14 protein-coding genes are annotated in these 17,888 nt (G+C 67.2%); 8 read left to right on the top strand and 6 right to left on the bottom strand.

The genetic code is table 11. The annotated features are described in order from the left end of the window. Window positions 1–143: 143 nt before the first annotated feature. From ACN469_RS36255 to ACN469_RS36240, 4 genes are all read left to right on the top strand, one after another. The gene (locus ACN469_RS36255; protein WP_498775709.1) at window positions 144–350 is read left to right on the top strand and encodes a hypothetical protein; all 207 of its coding nucleotides are present in this window, start codon (window positions 144–146) and stop codon (window positions 348–350) included. Between the two features lie 201 nt (window positions 351–551). Next, entirely contained in the window at window positions 552–1,832 is a 1,281-nt protein-coding gene (locus ACN469_RS36250) for a lanthionine synthetase C family protein (RefSeq protein WP_498775707.1), read from the top strand. Then, the gene (locus ACN469_RS36245; protein WP_498775705.1) at window positions 1,829–2,704 is read left to right on the top strand and encodes a hypothetical protein; all 876 of its coding nucleotides are present in this window, start codon (window positions 1,829–1,831) and stop codon (window positions 2,702–2,704) included. Before ACN469_RS36250 ends, ACN469_RS36245 begins: the two co-directional genes overlap by 4 nt. Further along, window positions 2,701–3,279 carry a hypothetical protein gene (locus tag ACN469_RS36240; protein WP_498775703.1) on the top strand — a complete coding sequence of 193 codons (579 nt, stop codon included), beginning with the start codon at window positions 2,701–2,703 and terminating at the stop codon, window positions 3,277–3,279. Before ACN469_RS36245 ends, ACN469_RS36240 begins: the two co-directional genes overlap by 4 nt. A gap of 92 nt (window positions 3,280–3,371) precedes the next feature. On the opposite strand, the gene ACN469_RS36235 is transcribed toward ACN469_RS36240, so the two are convergent. Continuing rightward, on the bottom strand, window positions 3,372–3,926 hold the full coding sequence (locus ACN469_RS36235) for a hypothetical protein (RefSeq protein WP_498775702.1): 555 nt from the start codon (window positions 3,924–3,926) through the stop codon (window positions 3,372–3,374). Window positions 3,927–3,995: 69 nt separating this feature from the next. After that, complete coding sequence (locus ACN469_RS36230) at window positions 3,996–4,427, bottom strand: hypothetical protein (RefSeq protein WP_498775701.1); 432 nt, start codon at window positions 4,425–4,427, stop codon at window positions 3,996–3,998. Window positions 4,428–4,652: 225 nt separating this feature from the next. On the opposite strand from ACN469_RS36230, the gene ACN469_RS36225 reads away from it, so the two are divergent. Beyond that, window positions 4,653–7,019, top strand: a complete 2,367-nt coding sequence (locus ACN469_RS36225; RefSeq protein ID WP_498775700.1) for a hypothetical protein — start codon at window positions 4,653–4,655, stop codon at window positions 7,017–7,019. 66 nt (window positions 7,020–7,085) lie between these two features. Here the strand turns inward: ACN469_RS36225 and ACN469_RS36220 are convergent, their stop codons facing one another. Then, on the bottom strand, window positions 7,086–8,414 hold the full coding sequence (locus ACN469_RS36220) for a carboxypeptidase-like regulatory domain-containing protein (protein WP_498775698.1): 1,329 nt from the start codon (window positions 8,412–8,414) through the stop codon (window positions 7,086–7,088). Window positions 8,415–9,442: 1,028 nt separating this feature from the next. Between ACN469_RS36220 and ACN469_RS36215 the strand changes: the two genes are divergently transcribed. Beyond that, the gene (locus ACN469_RS36215; protein ID WP_498775696.1) at window positions 9,443–11,215 is read left to right on the top strand and encodes a polysaccharide deacetylase family protein; all 1,773 of its coding nucleotides are present in this window, start codon (window positions 9,443–9,445) and stop codon (window positions 11,213–11,215) included. 264 nt (window positions 11,216–11,479) lie between these two features. On the opposite strand, the gene ACN469_RS36210 is transcribed toward ACN469_RS36215, so the two are convergent. Both ACN469_RS36210 and ACN469_RS36205 read right to left on the bottom strand, forming a co-directional pair. After that, complete coding sequence (locus ACN469_RS36210; RefSeq protein ID WP_498775694.1) at window positions 11,480–13,012, bottom strand: DOMON domain-containing protein; 1,533 nt, start codon at window positions 13,010–13,012, stop codon at window positions 11,480–11,482. Window positions 13,013–13,041: 29 nt separating this feature from the next. Beyond that, complete coding sequence (locus ACN469_RS36205; protein WP_498775692.1) at window positions 13,042–13,791, bottom strand: hypothetical protein; 750 nt, start codon at window positions 13,789–13,791, stop codon at window positions 13,042–13,044. Between the two features lie 405 nt (window positions 13,792–14,196). On the opposite strand from ACN469_RS36205, the gene ACN469_RS36200 reads away from it, so the two are divergent. Continuing rightward, complete coding sequence (locus tag ACN469_RS36200) at window positions 14,197–15,213, top strand: polyprenyl synthetase family protein (RefSeq protein ID WP_498775690.1); 1,017 nt, start codon at window positions 14,197–14,199, stop codon at window positions 15,211–15,213. A gap of 113 nt (window positions 15,214–15,326) precedes the next feature. Next, window positions 15,327–16,382: a terpene synthase family protein gene (locus tag ACN469_RS36195; RefSeq protein ID WP_498775688.1), complete on the top strand. Its 1,056-nt coding sequence runs from the start codon at window positions 15,327–15,329 to the stop codon at window positions 16,380–16,382. A 120-nt stretch (window positions 16,383–16,502) separates the two neighbouring features. On the opposite strand, the gene ACN469_RS36190 is transcribed toward ACN469_RS36195, so the two are convergent. Then, window positions 16,503–17,534 (bottom strand): hypothetical protein, encoded by a 1,032-nt coding sequence (locus ACN469_RS36190; protein ID WP_498775686.1) that lies wholly within the window; start codon window positions 17,532–17,534, stop codon window positions 16,503–16,505. Window positions 17,535–17,888: the final 354 nt, after the last annotated feature.

The following is a 17,888-nucleotide window of genomic DNA, read 5'->3' as shown; positions in this document are numbered from 1 at the left end:
CCCACCTGTTCTTGAAATCATTAATTGAGGTATTATTCGAGGCTGTCCATCGCGGCGGTTCGTCCACCGCGGCGGATTCCGCACCGCGTCATGTCTCGTGACGTGAAAGCCGTATCGTCACCCTTCACTGATCAGGAGTTCTTGTGAACGAGCCGAAGAAGACGGTCGCCGCGAAGCGCAAGCTCACCCTTCACCGCGAGACGCTGCGCTCCATGGATGAGGGGGCGCTCCAGGTTCTGGATGGCGTTGTCGGCGGCACCGGCACGTCCAACCCCTACACCAACTTCCCCTCGGGCAAGTGTGGCGTGATCGACACCGCGCCGGAGCAGGCCGGGGAAGTCATTCCGTAGTCGCCCGTCCCTGTCACGGTGCGTGACGTCGCCGTCCGACGTGCTTCGCCGTCAGGCCGCACCGTGAGGTTCATTCCGAAGGTCGTGGGTGCCCGGCCGGCCAGGTCGTTGGCTGGGCACCCCGTCCCGCGGGCGCCGAGGTGACCGGGACTCGGTCCACTCGTGGTGCCCAACAAGACCGAGCCGTCGTAGAAACAGTCCATGAACGGCGCTCCGCTCTGGCGACCCCTCGTGGACGGGGCGCTTCGCGAACAGACACTTCAGGCCGCCCAGGCGCTGGCTCGGGCACTGGAGGACGTTCTTCCGCACCGCGCACCCGATGCGTCACTGGCCTCGGGAGACACGGGCCTGGCGCTGCTCTTCACGTGGTTGGACCGTGTGCAACCCTCCGAGCACCACGCCGCCCTGGCGCGAGGGCTCCTGGACGACGCCATGGAGGCGGTGGCCTCCCGTCCCATGGGGATGGCGCTGCACTCCGGCGTCAGCGGCGTGGCCTGGGCCGTGGAGCACTTGCACGGCGGCGGCGCGGAGGAAGAAGGCGACGCGCTGGAGGACGTGGACGCGGCGCTCGCGCAGCGGCTGGCAATGTCGCCCTGGACGGCGCCCCAAGACCTCATCGCCGGGCTGGTGGGGCTGGGGGTCTATGCCCTGGAGCGGCTGCCTCGCGCGGACGCACGGCGCTGCCTGGAGGACGTGGTGGCTCGGCTGTCGGAATCGGCCGAGACGCGTCCGGAAGGGCTCACCTGGAAGACGTTGCCGCGCTGGCTGCCCGAGGCCCAGCAGCGAGAGCAGCCGGAGGGACGCTACGACCTGGGCGTGGCGCATGGCGTGCCGGGAATCATCGTCGTGCTGGCGGGCGCCGTCCGAGCCGGGGTGGCGGAGCCAGAGGCGCGACGCCTGCTGCGGGGCGCCTGGTCCTGGGTGATGGCGCAGCGCCTGCCCCACGTCGGCCGTCGGTTTCCCCACGCGGTCATCCCCGGCCAGACTCCGAAGCCCACCCGCGCCGCGTGGTGCTACGGAGACCCTGGCGTGGCGCTCGCGCTGTTCACCGCGGCCCGCGCGGTCCGCGAGCCTGACTGGGAAGCCGAGGCGCTGGAGCTGGCGCGCGAGGCCACACGGTGCCCGATGGAGGACTCGGGCGTGAAGGACGCGCCGCTGTGCCATGGGGCGTCCGGGCTGCTCCACATCTACAACCGCTTCTATCAAGCCACGGGAGAAGAGGTCTTCGCCTCCACGGCGAGACAGTGGCTGGAACACACCCTGCGGCAACGACAGCCGGAGCGGGGCCTCGGGGGCTATGCCTTCTGGAGCCAGGACGACCAGGGTGCACCGTCGTGGGTGGCCCGTCCTGGCTTGCTGGAGGGCACGGCGGGCATCGCGCTCGCGCTGCTCGCGGCGGCTTCTTCCGTGGAACCATCCTGGGACCGGGTGCTGCTGATGTCCCTGCGCGACGTGGCGCCCGAGACGGGAGCGAAGTCATGATCAAGGCAGCGCTTCACGGGAAGCTGGATTGCATCGACCGAGAGGACCCACTGACTGGGAGTGTCTTCGGTCACCTGCGCTATCTGTCACCGCGAGTCATGCGCGAATGGCTCTCACAGGCGCAACCCGGCAACGGACCGGCGCACGAGTTGAAGACACTCTGGGCCAGCCTCCCCGAGCTGACAGACATGCACTTCTGGCCTCGAATGGAAGACACCGTCAAACAGAAGGGCTGGGTTGAGCCAGATCTCCTGCTCGAGTTCAACCGGACCGCCGTCATCGTCGAGGCCAAACTCAGGTCTGGGAAGTCCGGGGCCACGATGCTCAATCCGGAAGGCGAAGCCGAGCCCGTGGACCAGCTCGCTCGCCAGTGGCGGTCGACGGTCGACTTCTACCATCGCCACCAACCTGGCCGCGTCGAAGTCGTAGCGCTGCTCTACATCACGGCACACCTCTCGGTGCCCGTTGACGATGTGACGAGTTCGACGGAGGAGATTTTGAAGCTGGGCCTGCGCGCACCGCCCATCTACTGGCTGCCGTGGTCAGCATTGGTGCCCATCCTCGAGAACGAAGTGCAACAGGGGCAGCATCCCGCATGCCTCATCGCCGAGGACCTCCTGGCCTACCTGCGGCAAGCAGCCGTATCCCGCTTCCGTGGATGGCGGGTCGGCGAAGTCGCCCAGGAAGGTCTCGGCTGGCGTTACGCAGCGGCGATTCGCCCTCCCTACTGGCAGAAAGTCGGCGAGGTTCCTGACGCATGCTGGACCTATCAAAAACCACGAAGTGGCTATTTCAAGAGCCTCGCGGCCCCTGGGCCCACAGCGGTTGACGACGTCTGGCGATACCGAGCCCAGCGGAAGGAGACGACATGAAGAACGTCACGGAGAGCGCGGCGGCGCTCTATACGGCGATGCAGCAACTGCTCGAAGACCTCAACAAGCTGGGGCAGGACTTCCAGCTGGCGCTTCGTGATGAGGGCCAGGACTTTCCGACGCTCGAAGAGTACTCCTGGTCCCCCAATGCCCTGGTGCTCAAGAAGAACCACACCTGGATGTGTTATCAGCGCCCTGAAGACACACCCGAGACTGGCATGCTCACGTTCGCGGCCTGCATGGTCTATCTTCAAGCCGAGAAGCATCGGTGGAAGCTGAGCGCCGCCAACCTCCCCGAGCTGTGGTTCTTCCTGGGCACCGTGTCGCCTCCACCGGACATCAAGTGGCCGTCCACGATTCCCTCCTTCTTCGACAAGAAGGAGCTTCAACACTATGAAACCGTCCCCGTCCTGGGTGGGACCGACTCCTATTATCAATACATTAGACCTGAATCGACGTGGCGGGCCGTCTGCCTTGGCTTCAGCCTGGGCGATATCGATTCAGCGGAGAAGCTGAAGCTCCAGGCTGTTCGCCCGCTGATTGCCGCAGCCCTGAAGCGGGGAGTGATTTCGTAGGCGCCATCCCACGAAAAAGCCCCGGGTCCCATGCCAGAAGCATGGAACACCGGGGCGGATGCACGGAGAGCCTCGCGGGCTCCCGGCAATTCCTACTGACCGCGCACCAGCTGCGACTGCGCGAAGGCGGCGAGCTGCTGGGCGTTGAACTTGCCCTGCGCGATGTCACCCGCGGTGGTGGCGGCATTGCGGACCGTCTCCACGGTGTCCGCCAGCTTCCCCACGTTCTGCGCCTGGCCGAGCATGCTGCTCACGCCCGCCAGCGGGCCACCGGCCACCATGGCCAATCCGTTGTCGATGAACTTATCCGCGAACGGCTTCGCCAGCTGGCCAATGCCGAACGGCAGGGAGTCCAGCGCCTTGCCGATCATGTCCTTCAGCGGCCCGGTGAGGGCGCTGAGCCCCTTGTCCAGGAGGCCGGAGACCTTGCCCAGCGCCTCGGAGACCTTGCCGAGCGCGTCGCCAATCCCCTTGGCCAGTCCACCCAGGCCCCCCAGTGCCTTGCCAATCCCGCCCAGCGCGTTGCTGATGCTGCTGGCGGCCTTGCTCGCGGCGTCAGCGGCCTTGCTGGCCGCGTTGCTCGCGGAGTTGCTCGCGCTGTTCGCACCGCTGCTACCACCCGCGCCACTGGAGCCGCCGACGGACATGGGATTTCCTCGTGAAATGTAGGTTTGCCTGATTATCGCGGACCTACCGCGAGAGTTGCGTCCGCCGGACTAGAGCTCAGGCACCTGGGGCAGGTTCTTGAGGAGGTCCTGGCCCTTGGCTCCATCGACCTCGGCCCGGGGCTGACTCTCGTCGCCCCGCAGGGAGGGCTTGTTCTGGGAGCCGGCCTGGTTCGCCTCGAAGCCCGTCGAGTAGGAGGCCGGCGGCCCCAGGCCCAGCTCCCCTCGGGCGGCGCTCTTGAAGAACTCCCCCACCTCCTGGAGGGTCGGCGGATCATACCCGGCGGCCTTCAGCGCCTCGTCCGGGACGACCTTCAGCACCGGCTCCTTCTCCGGGTGCGTGGCGTAGTCGAGCACCAGCTCCACGTAGGCCGCCAGCTCCATGCCCACCGATTTGGCGATGCGCTGGGTGTCCGGATCCGCGAGCAGCTCGGCGCGGACATTCTCCACGGGACGCGTGAGGCGGGGCTTCTGCTCGGACATGACGGACCAGCTCCATGGGCGGGGAAGTGCGACCTCCAAGGTTAGCCGGACCTGTGGGCTCGGGCCACCCACCGGGAACTGTCCACCGCCCGACACTCATCACGCCCTCCAGGGCACACCCCGAGTGAAGTGTAAAATATAAGGAACTCGGGGATTTCTGGCGCCATCCCTGGCGTCGGTCATCCCTCGTTCCAGACAGTCAATCACTGCCGAGGGAGCCATTACATGCACCATGTCTTGAAGTCCGCCGTCTGTATTACCGCGCTGCTGGCGGCGCCTGCGTGGGCGTTCAAGCCGGAAGCGCCATCCGCGCCGGGTTCACTGGCGAGCCAGGCCTTCTTCAAGCCCGAGCTCACCATCCCCAGCGGACAGCTGTCGCTCGAGGAGGCGCTGCCGAAGCTGAGCCGCGCGAGCGCCGGCGCGTGGGAGGACTTCTTCGCGCGCAACGGCCGAGGCTTCCAGGTCTACGTCGACGCCCAGACGGGCACGGCCGCCAACCTCATGGGCGCCATCCCGCTCATCCCGGGCACTGGCGTGGGCAACAAAATCACGCTGGACGGCGTGCGCCAGCAGCTCGGGCGCGGCGTCGCGAAGGTGGACGCAGCCGTCGTCGGAGACCTGCTCCTCCGGTTCATCGAGTCCAACCAGGCCGCGCTCGGGGTGGACGTCCTCCAGTTGGGAGAGCCGCGCATCGAGCAGATCTCCGAGCAGCTGTGGCAGGTCTCCATCCCCCAGCAGCTCAAGGGCATCCCCGTCCGCTACGGGCGCGTGGCGGCCACCATCAGCCACGGCAACCTCATCCTGCTGGGCACCGAGTCCTGGGCCAACGTGGACATCTCTCCCCTGCCGCTCCTGGCCGCGGAGCAGGCGATGATGACGGGCTTCGAGCGCCTCGGCATCTATGAGAGCCCGCCGACGCTCTGGAAGCAGCCCACGCTCGAAATCGTCCCCGTGGCCAGACAGGGCGCGGGCTTCGGCGCGGCCTACGGCCACCGCCTCGTGTGGAGCTACGGCTTCCAGAATCCGGGCGAGCACGAGCGCTGGAAGGTCACCGTCGAGGCCACGCGCGGCGAGGTGCTGGCGCTCGAGGACGACAACCACTACTTCGACCAGAACATCAAGGGCGGCGTCTACCCGCTGACCAACACGGACTCCTGCACCGCCACGGCGACGTGCGGCGTGAGCTTCGCCAACACGCCCATGCCCTGGGCCGACACCGGCTTCGTGGCGCCGGACAACTTCACGGACAGCGCCGGTGTCTTCAACTACACGACGGGCACCACCACCACCACGCTCAACGGCAAGTACATCCGCATCCAGGACGGCTGCGGTCCCGTCACCGCCTCCGGGGCGGGGACCATCGACCTGGGCGGCGTCACCGGGCAGCACGACTGCACCACGCCGGGCTTCTCCGCCGGCAACACCGCCGCGTCGCGCAGCTCCTTCTACGAGCTGAACCGGATTGCCCAGATTGCCCGAGGCTGGCTGCCCACCAACGTGTGGCTCGGCAGCCAGCTCACCTCCAACATGAACATCGTCAGCACCTGCAACGCCTATTGGACGGGCTCGACGGTCAACTTCTTCCGCAGCGGCGGCGGGTGCCGGAACACGGGTGAAATCGCCGCCGTGTTCGACCACGAGTGGGGCCATGGCATGGACGACAACGACGTGGCCGGCACGCTGAGCAACTCCAGCGAGGCCTACGCGGACATCGCGGCCATCTACCGGCTGCCCACGTCGTGTGTGGGCGAGGGCTTCTTCCAGACCGTCGACCAGGGCTGCGGCATGACGCCGGGCGGCCTGGGCTACAACGTGAACGAGGCCCAGACGGGTGCGCCCTGGTGCGCCAGCCGTTGCTCGGGTGTGCGTGACGCGGACTGGGCGGCCCAGGTGCCCAACACGCCCGCCACGCCGCAGAACTTCGTCTGTGGCCGGTGCGGTGGTGGTAGCGGCCCGTGCGGCAGGCAGGTCCACTGCGCGGCCTCTCCCGTCCGTCAGGCGGCGTGGGACCTGGTGGCGCGTGACCTGCGGGCCGCGCCGTTCAGCTACGACGACAACACGGCCAACATCATGGGCAACAAGCTGTTCTACCAGGGCAGCGGCAACATCGGTAACTGGCACGCCTGTGACTGCACGCTCGGCACGTCGAGCGGCTGCGCCGCCACGAACGGCTACATGCAGTGGCTGGCCGCGGACGACGACAACGGCAACATCGTCGATGGCACGCCGCACATGTCGGCCATCCACGCCGCCTTCGCCCGCCACAACATCGCCTGCTCCTCGCCGGGCCGCATCAACGCGGGCTGCGCGGGCGGCCCCACCACGGCGCCCGCCCTCACGGTGGCGCCGGGCGTCGGTCAGGCGTCCCTGTCCTGGAGCGCGGTGGCCGGAGCCACCGAGTACTGGGTGATGAAGTCCGACGGCTTCGCCGCGTGCCAGTACGGCAAGGCGAAGGTCGCCACCGTCACCGGCACCACGTACACGGACACGGAGGTGATGGCGGGACGCCAGCACTGCTACTCCATCGTCCCGGCCAGCAGCAACGCCTGCTACGCGCCCGCCAGCTCCTGCACCTGCACCACGCCGACCTGATTTGATTCGGTGAGTCCCGGCGCGGCTCCACGTGTGGAGCCGCGCCGGTGCTTCCAGCTCAGCTGGCTAGTAGATGAACGTCACCGTCGAGTTGCACGGATGGGTGCCGTTCACCACGTCCGTCAGGGTGATGTCGTTCGCCGGAGTGGCGGTCGACTTGGGGAAGCCCGCCTGGCCGGGGAGCCACGGCCACGGCGCGCCCGAGTTGAACCGGGTGAAGCCACCCGTCGGGGTGTAGATGGGGTAGGTGGGATTCGACGGGCTGGGGCTGGAGAAGATGGTCAGCGTGGCGGCGCAGGACGCGGGCGCACCCAGCGGGAACTCGATGCCCACCTCCTGGTCCACGTTCGGGCGACTGTTGTAGAGGACGACGAAGGGGATGCTCGGCGTCACCGTGTCCGTGAAGGGCACGAAGGTGTTGCTCGCGTTCTGCAGCGCGAGGTTCAGCTTGATGTCGTAGCAGCTCGCGGGGAAGCCCACGAACTCGACGATGGTGCAGGCGGGGTTGGTGAACTCCAGGTCGATGTTCCAGGTGCCGAGGCCGCCGTTGGACGGAACCACCGAGCTGGGCGTGGACGCCGGCCCGCCGATGAGCGTGAAGGTGCTGCCGGAGCTGTCCGGGCGGAAGTTGGCGCGCTGCTCCACCCAGCGGTTGATGGTGGCATCGAACCGCCACGCGGCGGCGCGGCAGGCGCCCGTGAGCACGCAGGCCGGCATGACACCTCCGGCCGCCTGTGGGACGCGGAGGGAAACCTGGGCGGTCCGGTCCTTGGCCAGGTTCAACGCCTGGCCATCCGCGGTGGTCGCGCCGATGAAGAAGGCGCCCACGGACTCGAGCGCGACCGTCTGGCCGTTCTGGTTCACCGCCGTGTAGTCACCGGGCATGTCGCGCGGGCCGTAGGTGGCGGCGGAGACAAGCACCGTTCCCGTCACCGGCTGACCGGCGGCGTTGACCAGGGAGCCCGCGGGGATGTTCACCACCAGGCCACCCGTCTCGAGGACGATGTTCTGCGTCGCGCTGAACTGCCTGATGGGGGCGCGCGGCAGGACGTGGGTGATGTTGAGCCGACCCGCGCTCAGGTAATCCGTGTCCGGCGCGAAGCCCGACTTGCTCACGCTGATGATGTAGCCGTTCGTGTTGGTGACGGACACGAAGTACTTGCCGGCCGTGTCCGTGGTCCGGTTGATGCCGTTGATGACCACCGTGGCGCCGGCAATCGGCTGGCCGCTAGGGTCCACCACGGTGCCGGTGAAGGTCGCCAGGTCCTGCGACACCGTCCCTTCGAGCACCTCCCCAGGTGCCTTCTGCGAAGGGTCTACCGCGGGACCCTCAAGGCACCCGAACGAAAGCACCGCGGGCGCCAGGACTGCGAGACACCAATTCCTCATCGTCATGACAGGTTCTCCTCGGCTGCGTTTACGGCGGCCGGGGACCAAGGACTGGCGCCGGCCGGCACGGCGAGGACACCGTAATGAAGAAGTGAAGAAGCACACACTCCGGGTATGCCCCAAAGGACAAGTAAGTGTCGGGCAGTCGACGATTCACCCTGGGTCGCTCGTGCCCGCCCACTCGATGGCGCGGGGCGGCAACGGGCAGGACCCGTCGCTGGACGGTCGACGACAGCAAGCCTCTCGCGGTCAAACCCTTGCGCAATCCTGTCGCGCTCCGTCCATACCTGCTTGAGAAACACTTTTCGTGTCTCAATGACTACAACAACGCCATCACTCATTTCCCCGCGCGACGACGCGTGGAGAAGGAGTGCCGGGAGGAAGTGCCTTTTCCTCGCGACATTCTCCAGGAGGGGCTGTTGGAGGAGGACAACGCCGCTTTGACTTCCCGGACCTCGGGAGAGCACGGACACCATGAGAACCGTCCTCCTCCTCCTGGCAGCGACACTCGTCGGTCTCGGGGCCACGAGCTGCGGTGGAAAGTCCTCCGCAGAGCCCACCGACGCGGGGCGGAGTGACGCGGACGGTTCGCGCCCCGAGTCTCGGTGCGAGTGACGGCCAACTACACCGTGGACACCTTGCTCTCGGCGGACCGGGACCGGGATGGGCACATGGACGTGGCGGTCACCGTGCTTCAGGTTCGGGGTTTCTCATCAACCCAGAGCGGTACAGAGGGCGACATTCCCGCCGCGTGGCTGGCCGTGCGTGAGCTACAGCCAGACTGGCCCCTCGACGACGTATGAGAGGAGTCAGCGCGGATGCGTGGAGGCTGTCGGAGCCTCCCGCGCAGTGGGAGAGCATCGATGCGGAAGTGGAATGCAGCGGTTCTGTTGGGCCTGTTTGCCGTGGGATGCACGAAGCAAGGGGAGGCTCCTCCTGGGGAGGCGGGACCAGCGCTTACGAGGGCCCAGGAGGTCGTCCAGAACTGCAACGGGACGTGTGGCGTGCAGGGCATGGCGCTCGCGGAGAGAACCGTGTCGCTCACCTACGATGACGGACCGGACGAGCACACCGTGGCGCTCGCGGAGTACCTGAGAGAACAGGGCGTCAAGGCGACCTTCTTCGTCAACGGGTGCCGGATTCAAGGCTCTCCCTCGCCGCACTCCGGCACCAGCAATTGCGACCCCACCGCGGAGCAGTATCCCGCGAGTGTGCTGCAGTCGCTGGTGAACGCCGGACACCGGATCGCCAACCACACGGAAGACCATGTGGCGTTGGACACCTATCCGGGCGCCAGTGTCGCGCAGATCAAATACCTGCAGACGACCTACCTGGACCCCCTGATTGACGATGGGTTCTACCTGCTGCGGGCGCCTCACAACGGCTGGAGCGCGAGCGTCTACAGCCAGGTTCGGAGCGACCCTTCCCTCGACCGCATCGCCGGCCCCATCTACTTCGACGTGGGAGGCAATGACTGGTCGTGCTTCCAGCTCGGGGGCACGGCCGTGGAGTGTGGCAACGAGGTGCTGACCCAGCTGGACGCCATGCACCAAGGGCGCGGCATCATCCAGCTCCATGACCGGCTCCAGTTCAACGTCGGTCAGGAACACGCGCTGCGGATGGCCCAGTACCTGGTGCCGGAGCTGCGGCGGCGGGGGTACACGTTCGTTCCCCTGGATGCGATTCCGACGGTGACTGGCACCCTGGATTTCGGCACGCCCGGCTTCTGGCTGACCTCCGAATTCACGGATGCCAACGGCTGGAGCGTCGAACCGAGCGCCTATGACTCCCTTGGCTTCACCCAACTGAACGCGACGGACGATTTCGCGGACGTCTGTGGGTGGAAGCCAACGGATGGAGGTCCGAGTGGAACTCCGGGGCGTCTCGTCTGTGCCAAATCGACGGGCACGGGCTTCAATTCCGCCACCACCTGGCTTTCACCCGCGGCCTTGTCGGCGATACAGCCGCAATGGCTGCCGGCCAGATACGGCTCGACCTTCCGGTTTGGGGACATCAACGCGGATGGCCTGGCGGACGTGTGTGCGCGAGCGGCGTCCGGCATCGTGTGCGCGGTGGGGTCCTCCGTGGCGACGCCCGAGCATCCCGAGGGAAGCTTCATCAACCTCAGCAAGTGGTCGGCGGGGGTGGACTTCTCGGACGCCGATGGCTGGGGGCTGGACAGCACCTATTACGGCTCGATTCAGCTGGCGGACGTGAACGGGGACGGCAAGGCGGACCTGTGTGGCCGAGCCATCCGGGGCATCCTCTGCGCCATTTCGACAGGGACCGGATTCCAGGCCGCCGTGGACTGGCAGACGGCCTCGTTCTCGGATGCGCTTGGATGGAACCGTCCGCAGCAAGGACTGACCCTCCGATTCGGGCACCTGAACTCCGATTCGATGGCAGACGTGTGTGGGCGTGGCCCGAATGGGATGCTCTGCGCGCTCTCCACGGGCAGCGGATTTGGTCCCGCGACGCCGTGGTCGCTCCCGAGCGAGTTCTCCGATGTGGACGGCTGGAGCGTCGCCGCGGCCCGCTATGGCTCGCTGAGCCTGGCCGACATCAATGGCGATGACCTGGCGGACATCTGCGGGCGGAATGCCATGGGGCTCGTTTGCGCCTTCTCCACGGGGAGTTCCTTCAAGGCCTACCACTACGTCCAGACCAGCGACTATTCGGACTCGCTCAACTGGGGCAAGGCGGCGTATGGCTCGACGGTGACCTTCGCCGACGTCAATGGGGATGGACACGCGGACGGCTGTGGCAGGGCGACCTCGGGCATCTTCTGCACCCTCGCTCCCGACTGAGCAACCCCTGAAGTGCCAGGACGAGGGCAGGGACGGCGACCACTGCGGTGGTTTCCCCTCCCTGTCCCGAGTCCACCTGCGCCGCGTCGCACCGCACCAGTACACGGTCCGCACCCGTCTTGCCCGCTGGCGCCACATGCCACGCCGTCTCGAAATCGCACATGGGTCGCGCTCGGGGAGGAGCGTCTCATGCCCTCGACGGCGCTGCGGCGAGCGTTCGAATCCCTTCCGCCGCTCCGCGCGAAGCGGGTGGAGGAGCAGCACTCACTCCATGGGGGCGTGGCCGTCGTACTCGGCGACGCTCGGCGGGTACTCCTCCCAGAAGTGCAGCACCCCGTCGTGCTTCATCAGCGTCTCCTGCTTGCCTCGCGCGTCCGCGTCCGAGACCGCCACCTCGACGCCGAGGGTGCGCAACGGCTCCGACACGCCAAGGTCCGCCAGCGAGAGCGTGAGCGTCATCTCGTAGCCACGAGGACGCTTGCGCCAGGTGCCCTGGATGGAAGGAAGGGCCTTGTCGGCATTTCCCGTCCAGTCGCGCGCCTTGACCGTTCCTCCCGCCACGAGCAGGAGCCCCAGCTTGAGCTCAGCGCGCGGACCGGAAGCCCCTGTCTGCCACACGGTGAGCTCCAGGTGGTCCGAGTGCAGGCCCGTGCCCGTCCCCAAAGCAACCACCTTGTCGTCATGCACCTCGACGTGGAGGGCGAGCGCCTCGCCCACGCGCGCCAGCCGCCACGCGAACGCCAGGTCGTCCGCGTCCTTCCAGCCAGCAAGCCCCCAGGAGACATGGGCCTGTGTGTAGGCCTGGACCGTGGGCGCCAGCGAGAGCGCGTCCTCGGCGGACTGTGCGAACCTCACGGGGTACGGCCTGATTCCCTCGACGGTCGCCCCCACGGTGTCGCTGAAAATCAGGTATCCCGGCCGGCCGCGGTCGAGCTTCCTTATGAGCTCCGTCGCGCCACGGACACCCACGGGACCCATGACTTCGTACGCCCCGGGGGACACGACGACATAGGTCGGGTAGGAGTCGATCAGGACCGATTGGACCTCGCCTCCCTTCACCAGGACGCCACAGAGCGGCCCCTCGACGCTCCCCTCCGGCGCCGAGGACGCATCCTGGCCGTCAGGTGAGGGCTCGAACGCGGAGAGCAGCAGCATGCACGCCGCGCCCTGGCAGACGTACTCCACCGGAGTGAAGCGCGCGCCCTTGCGACACTCGCCCTCGGGACACAGACACCGGGCGCGAGCCTGAGCGAGGAGCTTGTCACTCACCGGCCGCGGCTTGGGAGGATTCGAGACAGCTCGCGCGTCCTCACGGCGAGCGTCGGGCATCGTCCACGTCGGCGCCTGGCTGGGAACCTTGGTGAAACGCGAGCCATCCCGCGAAACCTTCAAGACCTGCCGGTAGACCCGGGTCGGGTCCATTCCAACGTCGGGGACGGTGGCGGGCTCGTCTCTGCTCCGGGTGACAACCTCGACATGCTCCGCGTCAATGAATCGCAAGACGCTCGGTGACCAGCCGTGGAGCCCGTGCATCGCCCCCACGAACCTTCCCTGCAGGTCCGACAGGACCATGAGCTTGTTCGAGCAGTACCCCTGGGTACACGCCCCCAATTCATCGACCACGCGCCACAAACAGAAGCGCCCCTCGCAGCTGATGCGCTGAACAGAGCCCGTATTCGAAAAGGGGTCGTCGGGTCTCTCGACCAGGACCGTGCCCTTCTCGAAGGGTGGCTCGGAGGAGGACGCCAGGACCGCCATGCTCACGAGCCAAAGACAGAGCGACAGGACATGCTTCATCACGCCTCCTCGCGCCTGGAACCCCATGCTCAGCACCCCTCGAAGTCGACGAAGAGAGGCCAGATGAGCAGCAAGCCCTTCGAGTCCACCACGCGCACCCAGCCTTGCCGACGCGAGGCGACCGCCACGGGCCCGGCCTCCTCGGGCACGTAGTCCAGGACCTCCGCGTAGTCGCCCACGCGCCGTCCCAGGACCACCGTCTCGAAGAGCATGCCGTCCACCACGGCCGCTGAGTCATCGGGGGCCTGGCGCAACACCAACTCCTGGCCACCGTGGCGGAGGGCCTGGAACTCGACGCCCCGGTCCTGGAAGGCGTCCAGCGTTCCCAGGCTCTCGACGGTGACCACCGCCGCCGTGGGGCTGTCCAGCGAGCCCTTTCGAAGCCAGACCTGCTTCCCGTTCCGGATGTCGATGATGACGCGGGCATAGACCTCCGCCCCGGGTTGCGCCGGAGAGCCCGCGAGCTCGACGCGCTCGACCGCCGGGTAGCAGTATCCCTCGAAGACGCCTCCCTCCCGCGTGAGGCTCAAGGGGCGCGTCCCTTCCTTCCGGAGGAAACCGCTGGAGGAGAAGCCGTCACGGCCTCGTGTGTAGACCGGCACCTCGTTCGTCGTGTCCTTCGAGAACTCGACGCAGACCACGTCCGTGACGTTGCGCAGGAACGCATCGGGAATGGCCGCGCGAGGCGGGAAGGTCGTCTGCTCGTCCGCGAACGATGGCAGCGCCCACAACACCACGGCGAGAGCACACGAGCGGGAGGCGGAGCGAAAGGCGTTCATGGCCGCACCCGATTGCACCACCCGGGCCAGCCCACTTGCTCCGCGTAAACCAGCGTAACGACAGCGCCCCGAGTCCATTGGAGACACCCCGTGTGGCTGGCCGGCCGCGCCGTGTGTCGGACGCCCTCAACGAGGGCTCGTACCGGGGCACTTCCGCCCCCGGACAAACGTTGCACAACCCGCCTCGTCGCCCCAGGTTTGAGGACCCGGCACCGCGTGTCATGCGCTCCGCGAGGTGATGCCCATGTATCGACTGGATTCCGCCGTCGAAGCGTCGCGCGCCTCTCGCGACGGGCCCTCGCCCTCCGGCCTCCATCGACTCTCCGGGTCGGAAAGGCAGGCATGGCTCCGGGCGCACCTGGGCCCGGGCCCTGAACCTGGAGATTCCAGCCCCCCAGGAGACCGATGACCACCCTCCCCGCCTCCTCTCCCAGAACGGTGCAGCAGATTCTCTCCGATGCGCGGCAGGCAGTCGGGCCGGCTCACCATGCGGCCATCGACGTCCTCCCCGAGCCCTTGCGCCACATCGCCGGATATCATGCCGGGTGGTGGAGCGCGTCGGGTGAACCCGAAACCAGCGGCGGCAAGGCGCTGCGCCCGGCCCTGGTGCTGGCCGCGTCGTCCGCGGTCGGCGGTCCCCCCATGGCGGCGGTGCGTGAAGCGGTCGCGGTCGAATTGGTGCACGACTTCACGCTGCTGCATGACGACATCATGGATGGTGATGCGACTCGGCGGCACCGACCCGCGGCGTGGATGACCTTCGGGATTGGTGCGGCACTGCTGACCGGAGATGCGCTGCAAGCGCTGGCCTGTGAGCTGCTTGCCGAACAGGCCCGCATCAAGATCCTCACCACGACACTGATGCAACTTTGTGTCGGGCAGTCCGCCGACCTGGACTTCGAGCAGCGTACGGACGTGAGCCTCGCCGAGTGCAGGGTCATGCCGGCGGGAAAGACTGGCGCCCTGCTGGCGTGCGCCTGCGAACTCGGCGCCCTGGCCGGTGGCGCTGACGCCCGTGGGTGTGCGTTGCTGGCGGAGTTCGGCATGCATCTGGGATTGTCGTTCCAGTTCGCAGACGACGTCTTGAACATCTGGGGGGACCCCACCGTGACCGGCAAGCCGGTGTACTCGGACCTGGCCCGCCGGAAGAAGTCGCTGCCGGTGGTCGCCGCGCTGACCTCCGGCACCCGATTCGCCGGCCCACTGGAGGCGCTCTACGGCCAGCCCCACGACGGTGACACCGCCGCCCTTGCGCACCTCGCCACCCTGATAGAAGCCGCCGGTGGCAGGGAATTCGCGCTCCAGGAAGCCGACCGGCAGCTCCGCGACGCCTTGGCGTGCATCTCGGCCGCGGCCCCGAACCCGTCGGCAACCGCCGACGCCGTGGCGCTAGCGCAGCTCATCACCCGACGGGACCATTGAATGCTCACAGGCCGTGTCATCCACGAAGCCGTTCAGGCTCCCGGCTGAAGCCGGAACCTTGGGCCCATGACCCCGCGGAACAACACACAGACCCTCCGGAAAGGACCTCGACCGTGAGCGACCCCTACAGCCTCGTCTGCCCCATCGCACCGACCGATCCGCGGCGTGCCCTGGACCTCGACCCAGTGGCCTTCCGGAAGTTCCGCGCGTACGAGCTGTGCCCCGAACAGTACCTGTCGACCATGGAGCGGGCCCGCCCGATGACCTTGCTGGCCATGGCCTCGCCGGAGGCGATACCGGACCGACTGCGCGCGGTCGCGGACCTCTGGCTGTGGGAGTACGCCTTCGACGACCACTTCTTCGATGGCGGTCAGATGCATGACGACCCCGCCGGGGCCTGCAACCTCATCCTGCCGCTGTTGCACCTGATTGAATCCCTCGACTATGCGCAGCCGGAAACCGGCTCCTGGGATGCCGCCCTGCTGGAGATCCGCACGAAGATGGAGACGCTGAGCAGCCCTGGTGAACTCGACCGATGGGCCGCCCTCACCCGCGACATGCTCGTCAGCTTCGCCTGCGAGGTTTCGCTCGGAAAGGCCGGCGCCCGGCCGGGTTTCCGGGAGAGCCTGCGGCTGCGGATGGACACGACAGGAGCCAAGTCCTATCTCAGTCTCATCCCATACCTCAACGGCTACCAGCTCTCCGACCATGAGCTGGCAACCCCGGCGGTGAAGGCCGCCACCCAGGCGTGCTGCGCCCTCTTGTCCATCGACAATGACTTGCTGTCCTATGATCGGGAGAAGGAACTCGAGAAGGGAGCGATGGTCAACACCGTGGAGGCGCTCGCCACCAAGGCGGCCATCTCTCCGGACGAGGCCGCCAAGAAGATCATCACCCTCCGCAACCACATCATGGAGCTCTACCTGCGGCTGCGTGACACGGCCAGGCCGACAGCCTCTCGCGAGCTGACACACTACATCGACAATATCGGGCTCTGGGTGCGGTCCAATCTGGACTGGAGTCTCTCCACGCCGCGCTACAGCGCCTTCGGCGACACGGCCTCCTTCGCGTCCCAGCTCCAACTGGTCGACACCCGCTCCGAGCCGGTCGGCGCGGCGCAAGGCACGGGCATCTGGTGGTGGGACCTGCCCGGCATGGACACACTCTGAACACGAAGGCGGACACGCGTGCGTGCCCTGCGCCGCCCCTTCGCGTGTTGTCATGACACGCCGGGCTCCCGGGATGGCGGGGATTGACCTCCCTCCTGGGCCGGGAGCTCCGGCGTCACGTCACGGTTGGTACTCGTAGGGCTCCATGGGGCCGGCGAGCCAGACGGGAGCACCCTGCGTCGCGTGGGAAATGGCTCCAGCAATGGCTTGCCATTCCGAGGCCATGAAGGAGGGGGAGGAGGAGCCCGGGAGGTAGCCCACGAAGCCCCCGTCGGCCGTCGAGACGATGAGGCCAGAGGCAGCCCTGCGGGCATTCTCCCCGAGCGTCACGCTGTAGGTGCCCCAGGGCTGGAGGCTCTGAAACCAGGCCTCGTGGCGCATCGCCGTGCACGCCGTCTCGCTCACGACCCAGGCGTCGTAATAGTCCTGGTTCGAGCAGATGCGGAGGCGGTCACCCCACCGCGGGTCAGCGAACTCGCAGGACTTCTCGAAGGAATAGAAGCACTCGCCGATGGGCTCGGGCGGGCCGCCATCCGAGATCCGGAAGGATTGCACGAAGGCCGCCGTGTAGGAGGGGTCGCTCCAGACGATGGGCTCATCGCCGGGCACCAGCCAGTTCCACGCCGCACCGGTGATAGCGGTGAGCTGCTCACCCACGGACTCAAGCGCGTGGAAGGGACCCACGGTGCCCTCGCCCGAGGCTGGGACGCCCAGGTAGCTTCCCGGCTCCACCTGGAAGATGGTGCCCGCGCCTTCGAGGGTGACGCCTTGGTGCGCAGAGGACGGCGTGAAGCGGGCGATGGTGCCGCCTGTCGCGCCAGGTGACTGGCCCACCTTCCTGCACAGGTCCCAACAGGCCATGCCCGCCGATGCCTTGGCATCCAGCTCGCTCGTGTTGGAACAACCGACGACGGTGTCGAACCAGGGCCCCTCGCCGACCCAACGGCAGTTGCACTTGAGCGGGTATGTGTACTCGCACAAGCTCTGGAACCTCGGCTCCGTGCCATGATGGCTGAACGTCGCATAGCCGAGGAAGCCCGTCGTCTGGGCCTGGGCCTGGGCGGGAGGACTCCACGCGAGCAGGCCCAGCAGCAAGGCCACACCAGCGAGGAGGGCGGACTTCGGAGACTGCGGTGCACGCGGGGGATGCATGGCTCACCTCTGTCAACGGGTTGCACTCGCAGCCTGACCGCCTGTGTTTTCATTCACAATGGGTGGCGATTGACTTCCCACGGAGTCCTGGCCGCAGAGGGACGCCGCCCTTGTCGCACCACGGGAGTCACCTGACTCGTGGCGCACACATTTCGTACAACGGGATATCAAGCAAGAAACGAAGACTCCGGCACCTCCGCGTTCGCCTTTGGGCGGACATGCGTCGGCGAGACGCCACCGCGCCAGTCCTTTCACATGGGCCACCTGACCCGAGGGGAAACCCTTACGTGTCTGGCATCCGTCCATCCTGTCCGGGGGGAAAGACATGGCCGTCCAGCGCAAGGGCTCGCTGCT

The sequence above is a fragment of the Corallococcus terminator genome, from assembly GCF_049194865.1.
Taxonomy (GTDB): domain Bacteria; phylum Myxococcota; class Myxococcia; order Myxococcales; family Myxococcaceae; genus Myxococcus; species Myxococcus terminator_A.
This window is presented reverse-complemented; position numbering and strand designations above follow the sequence as displayed.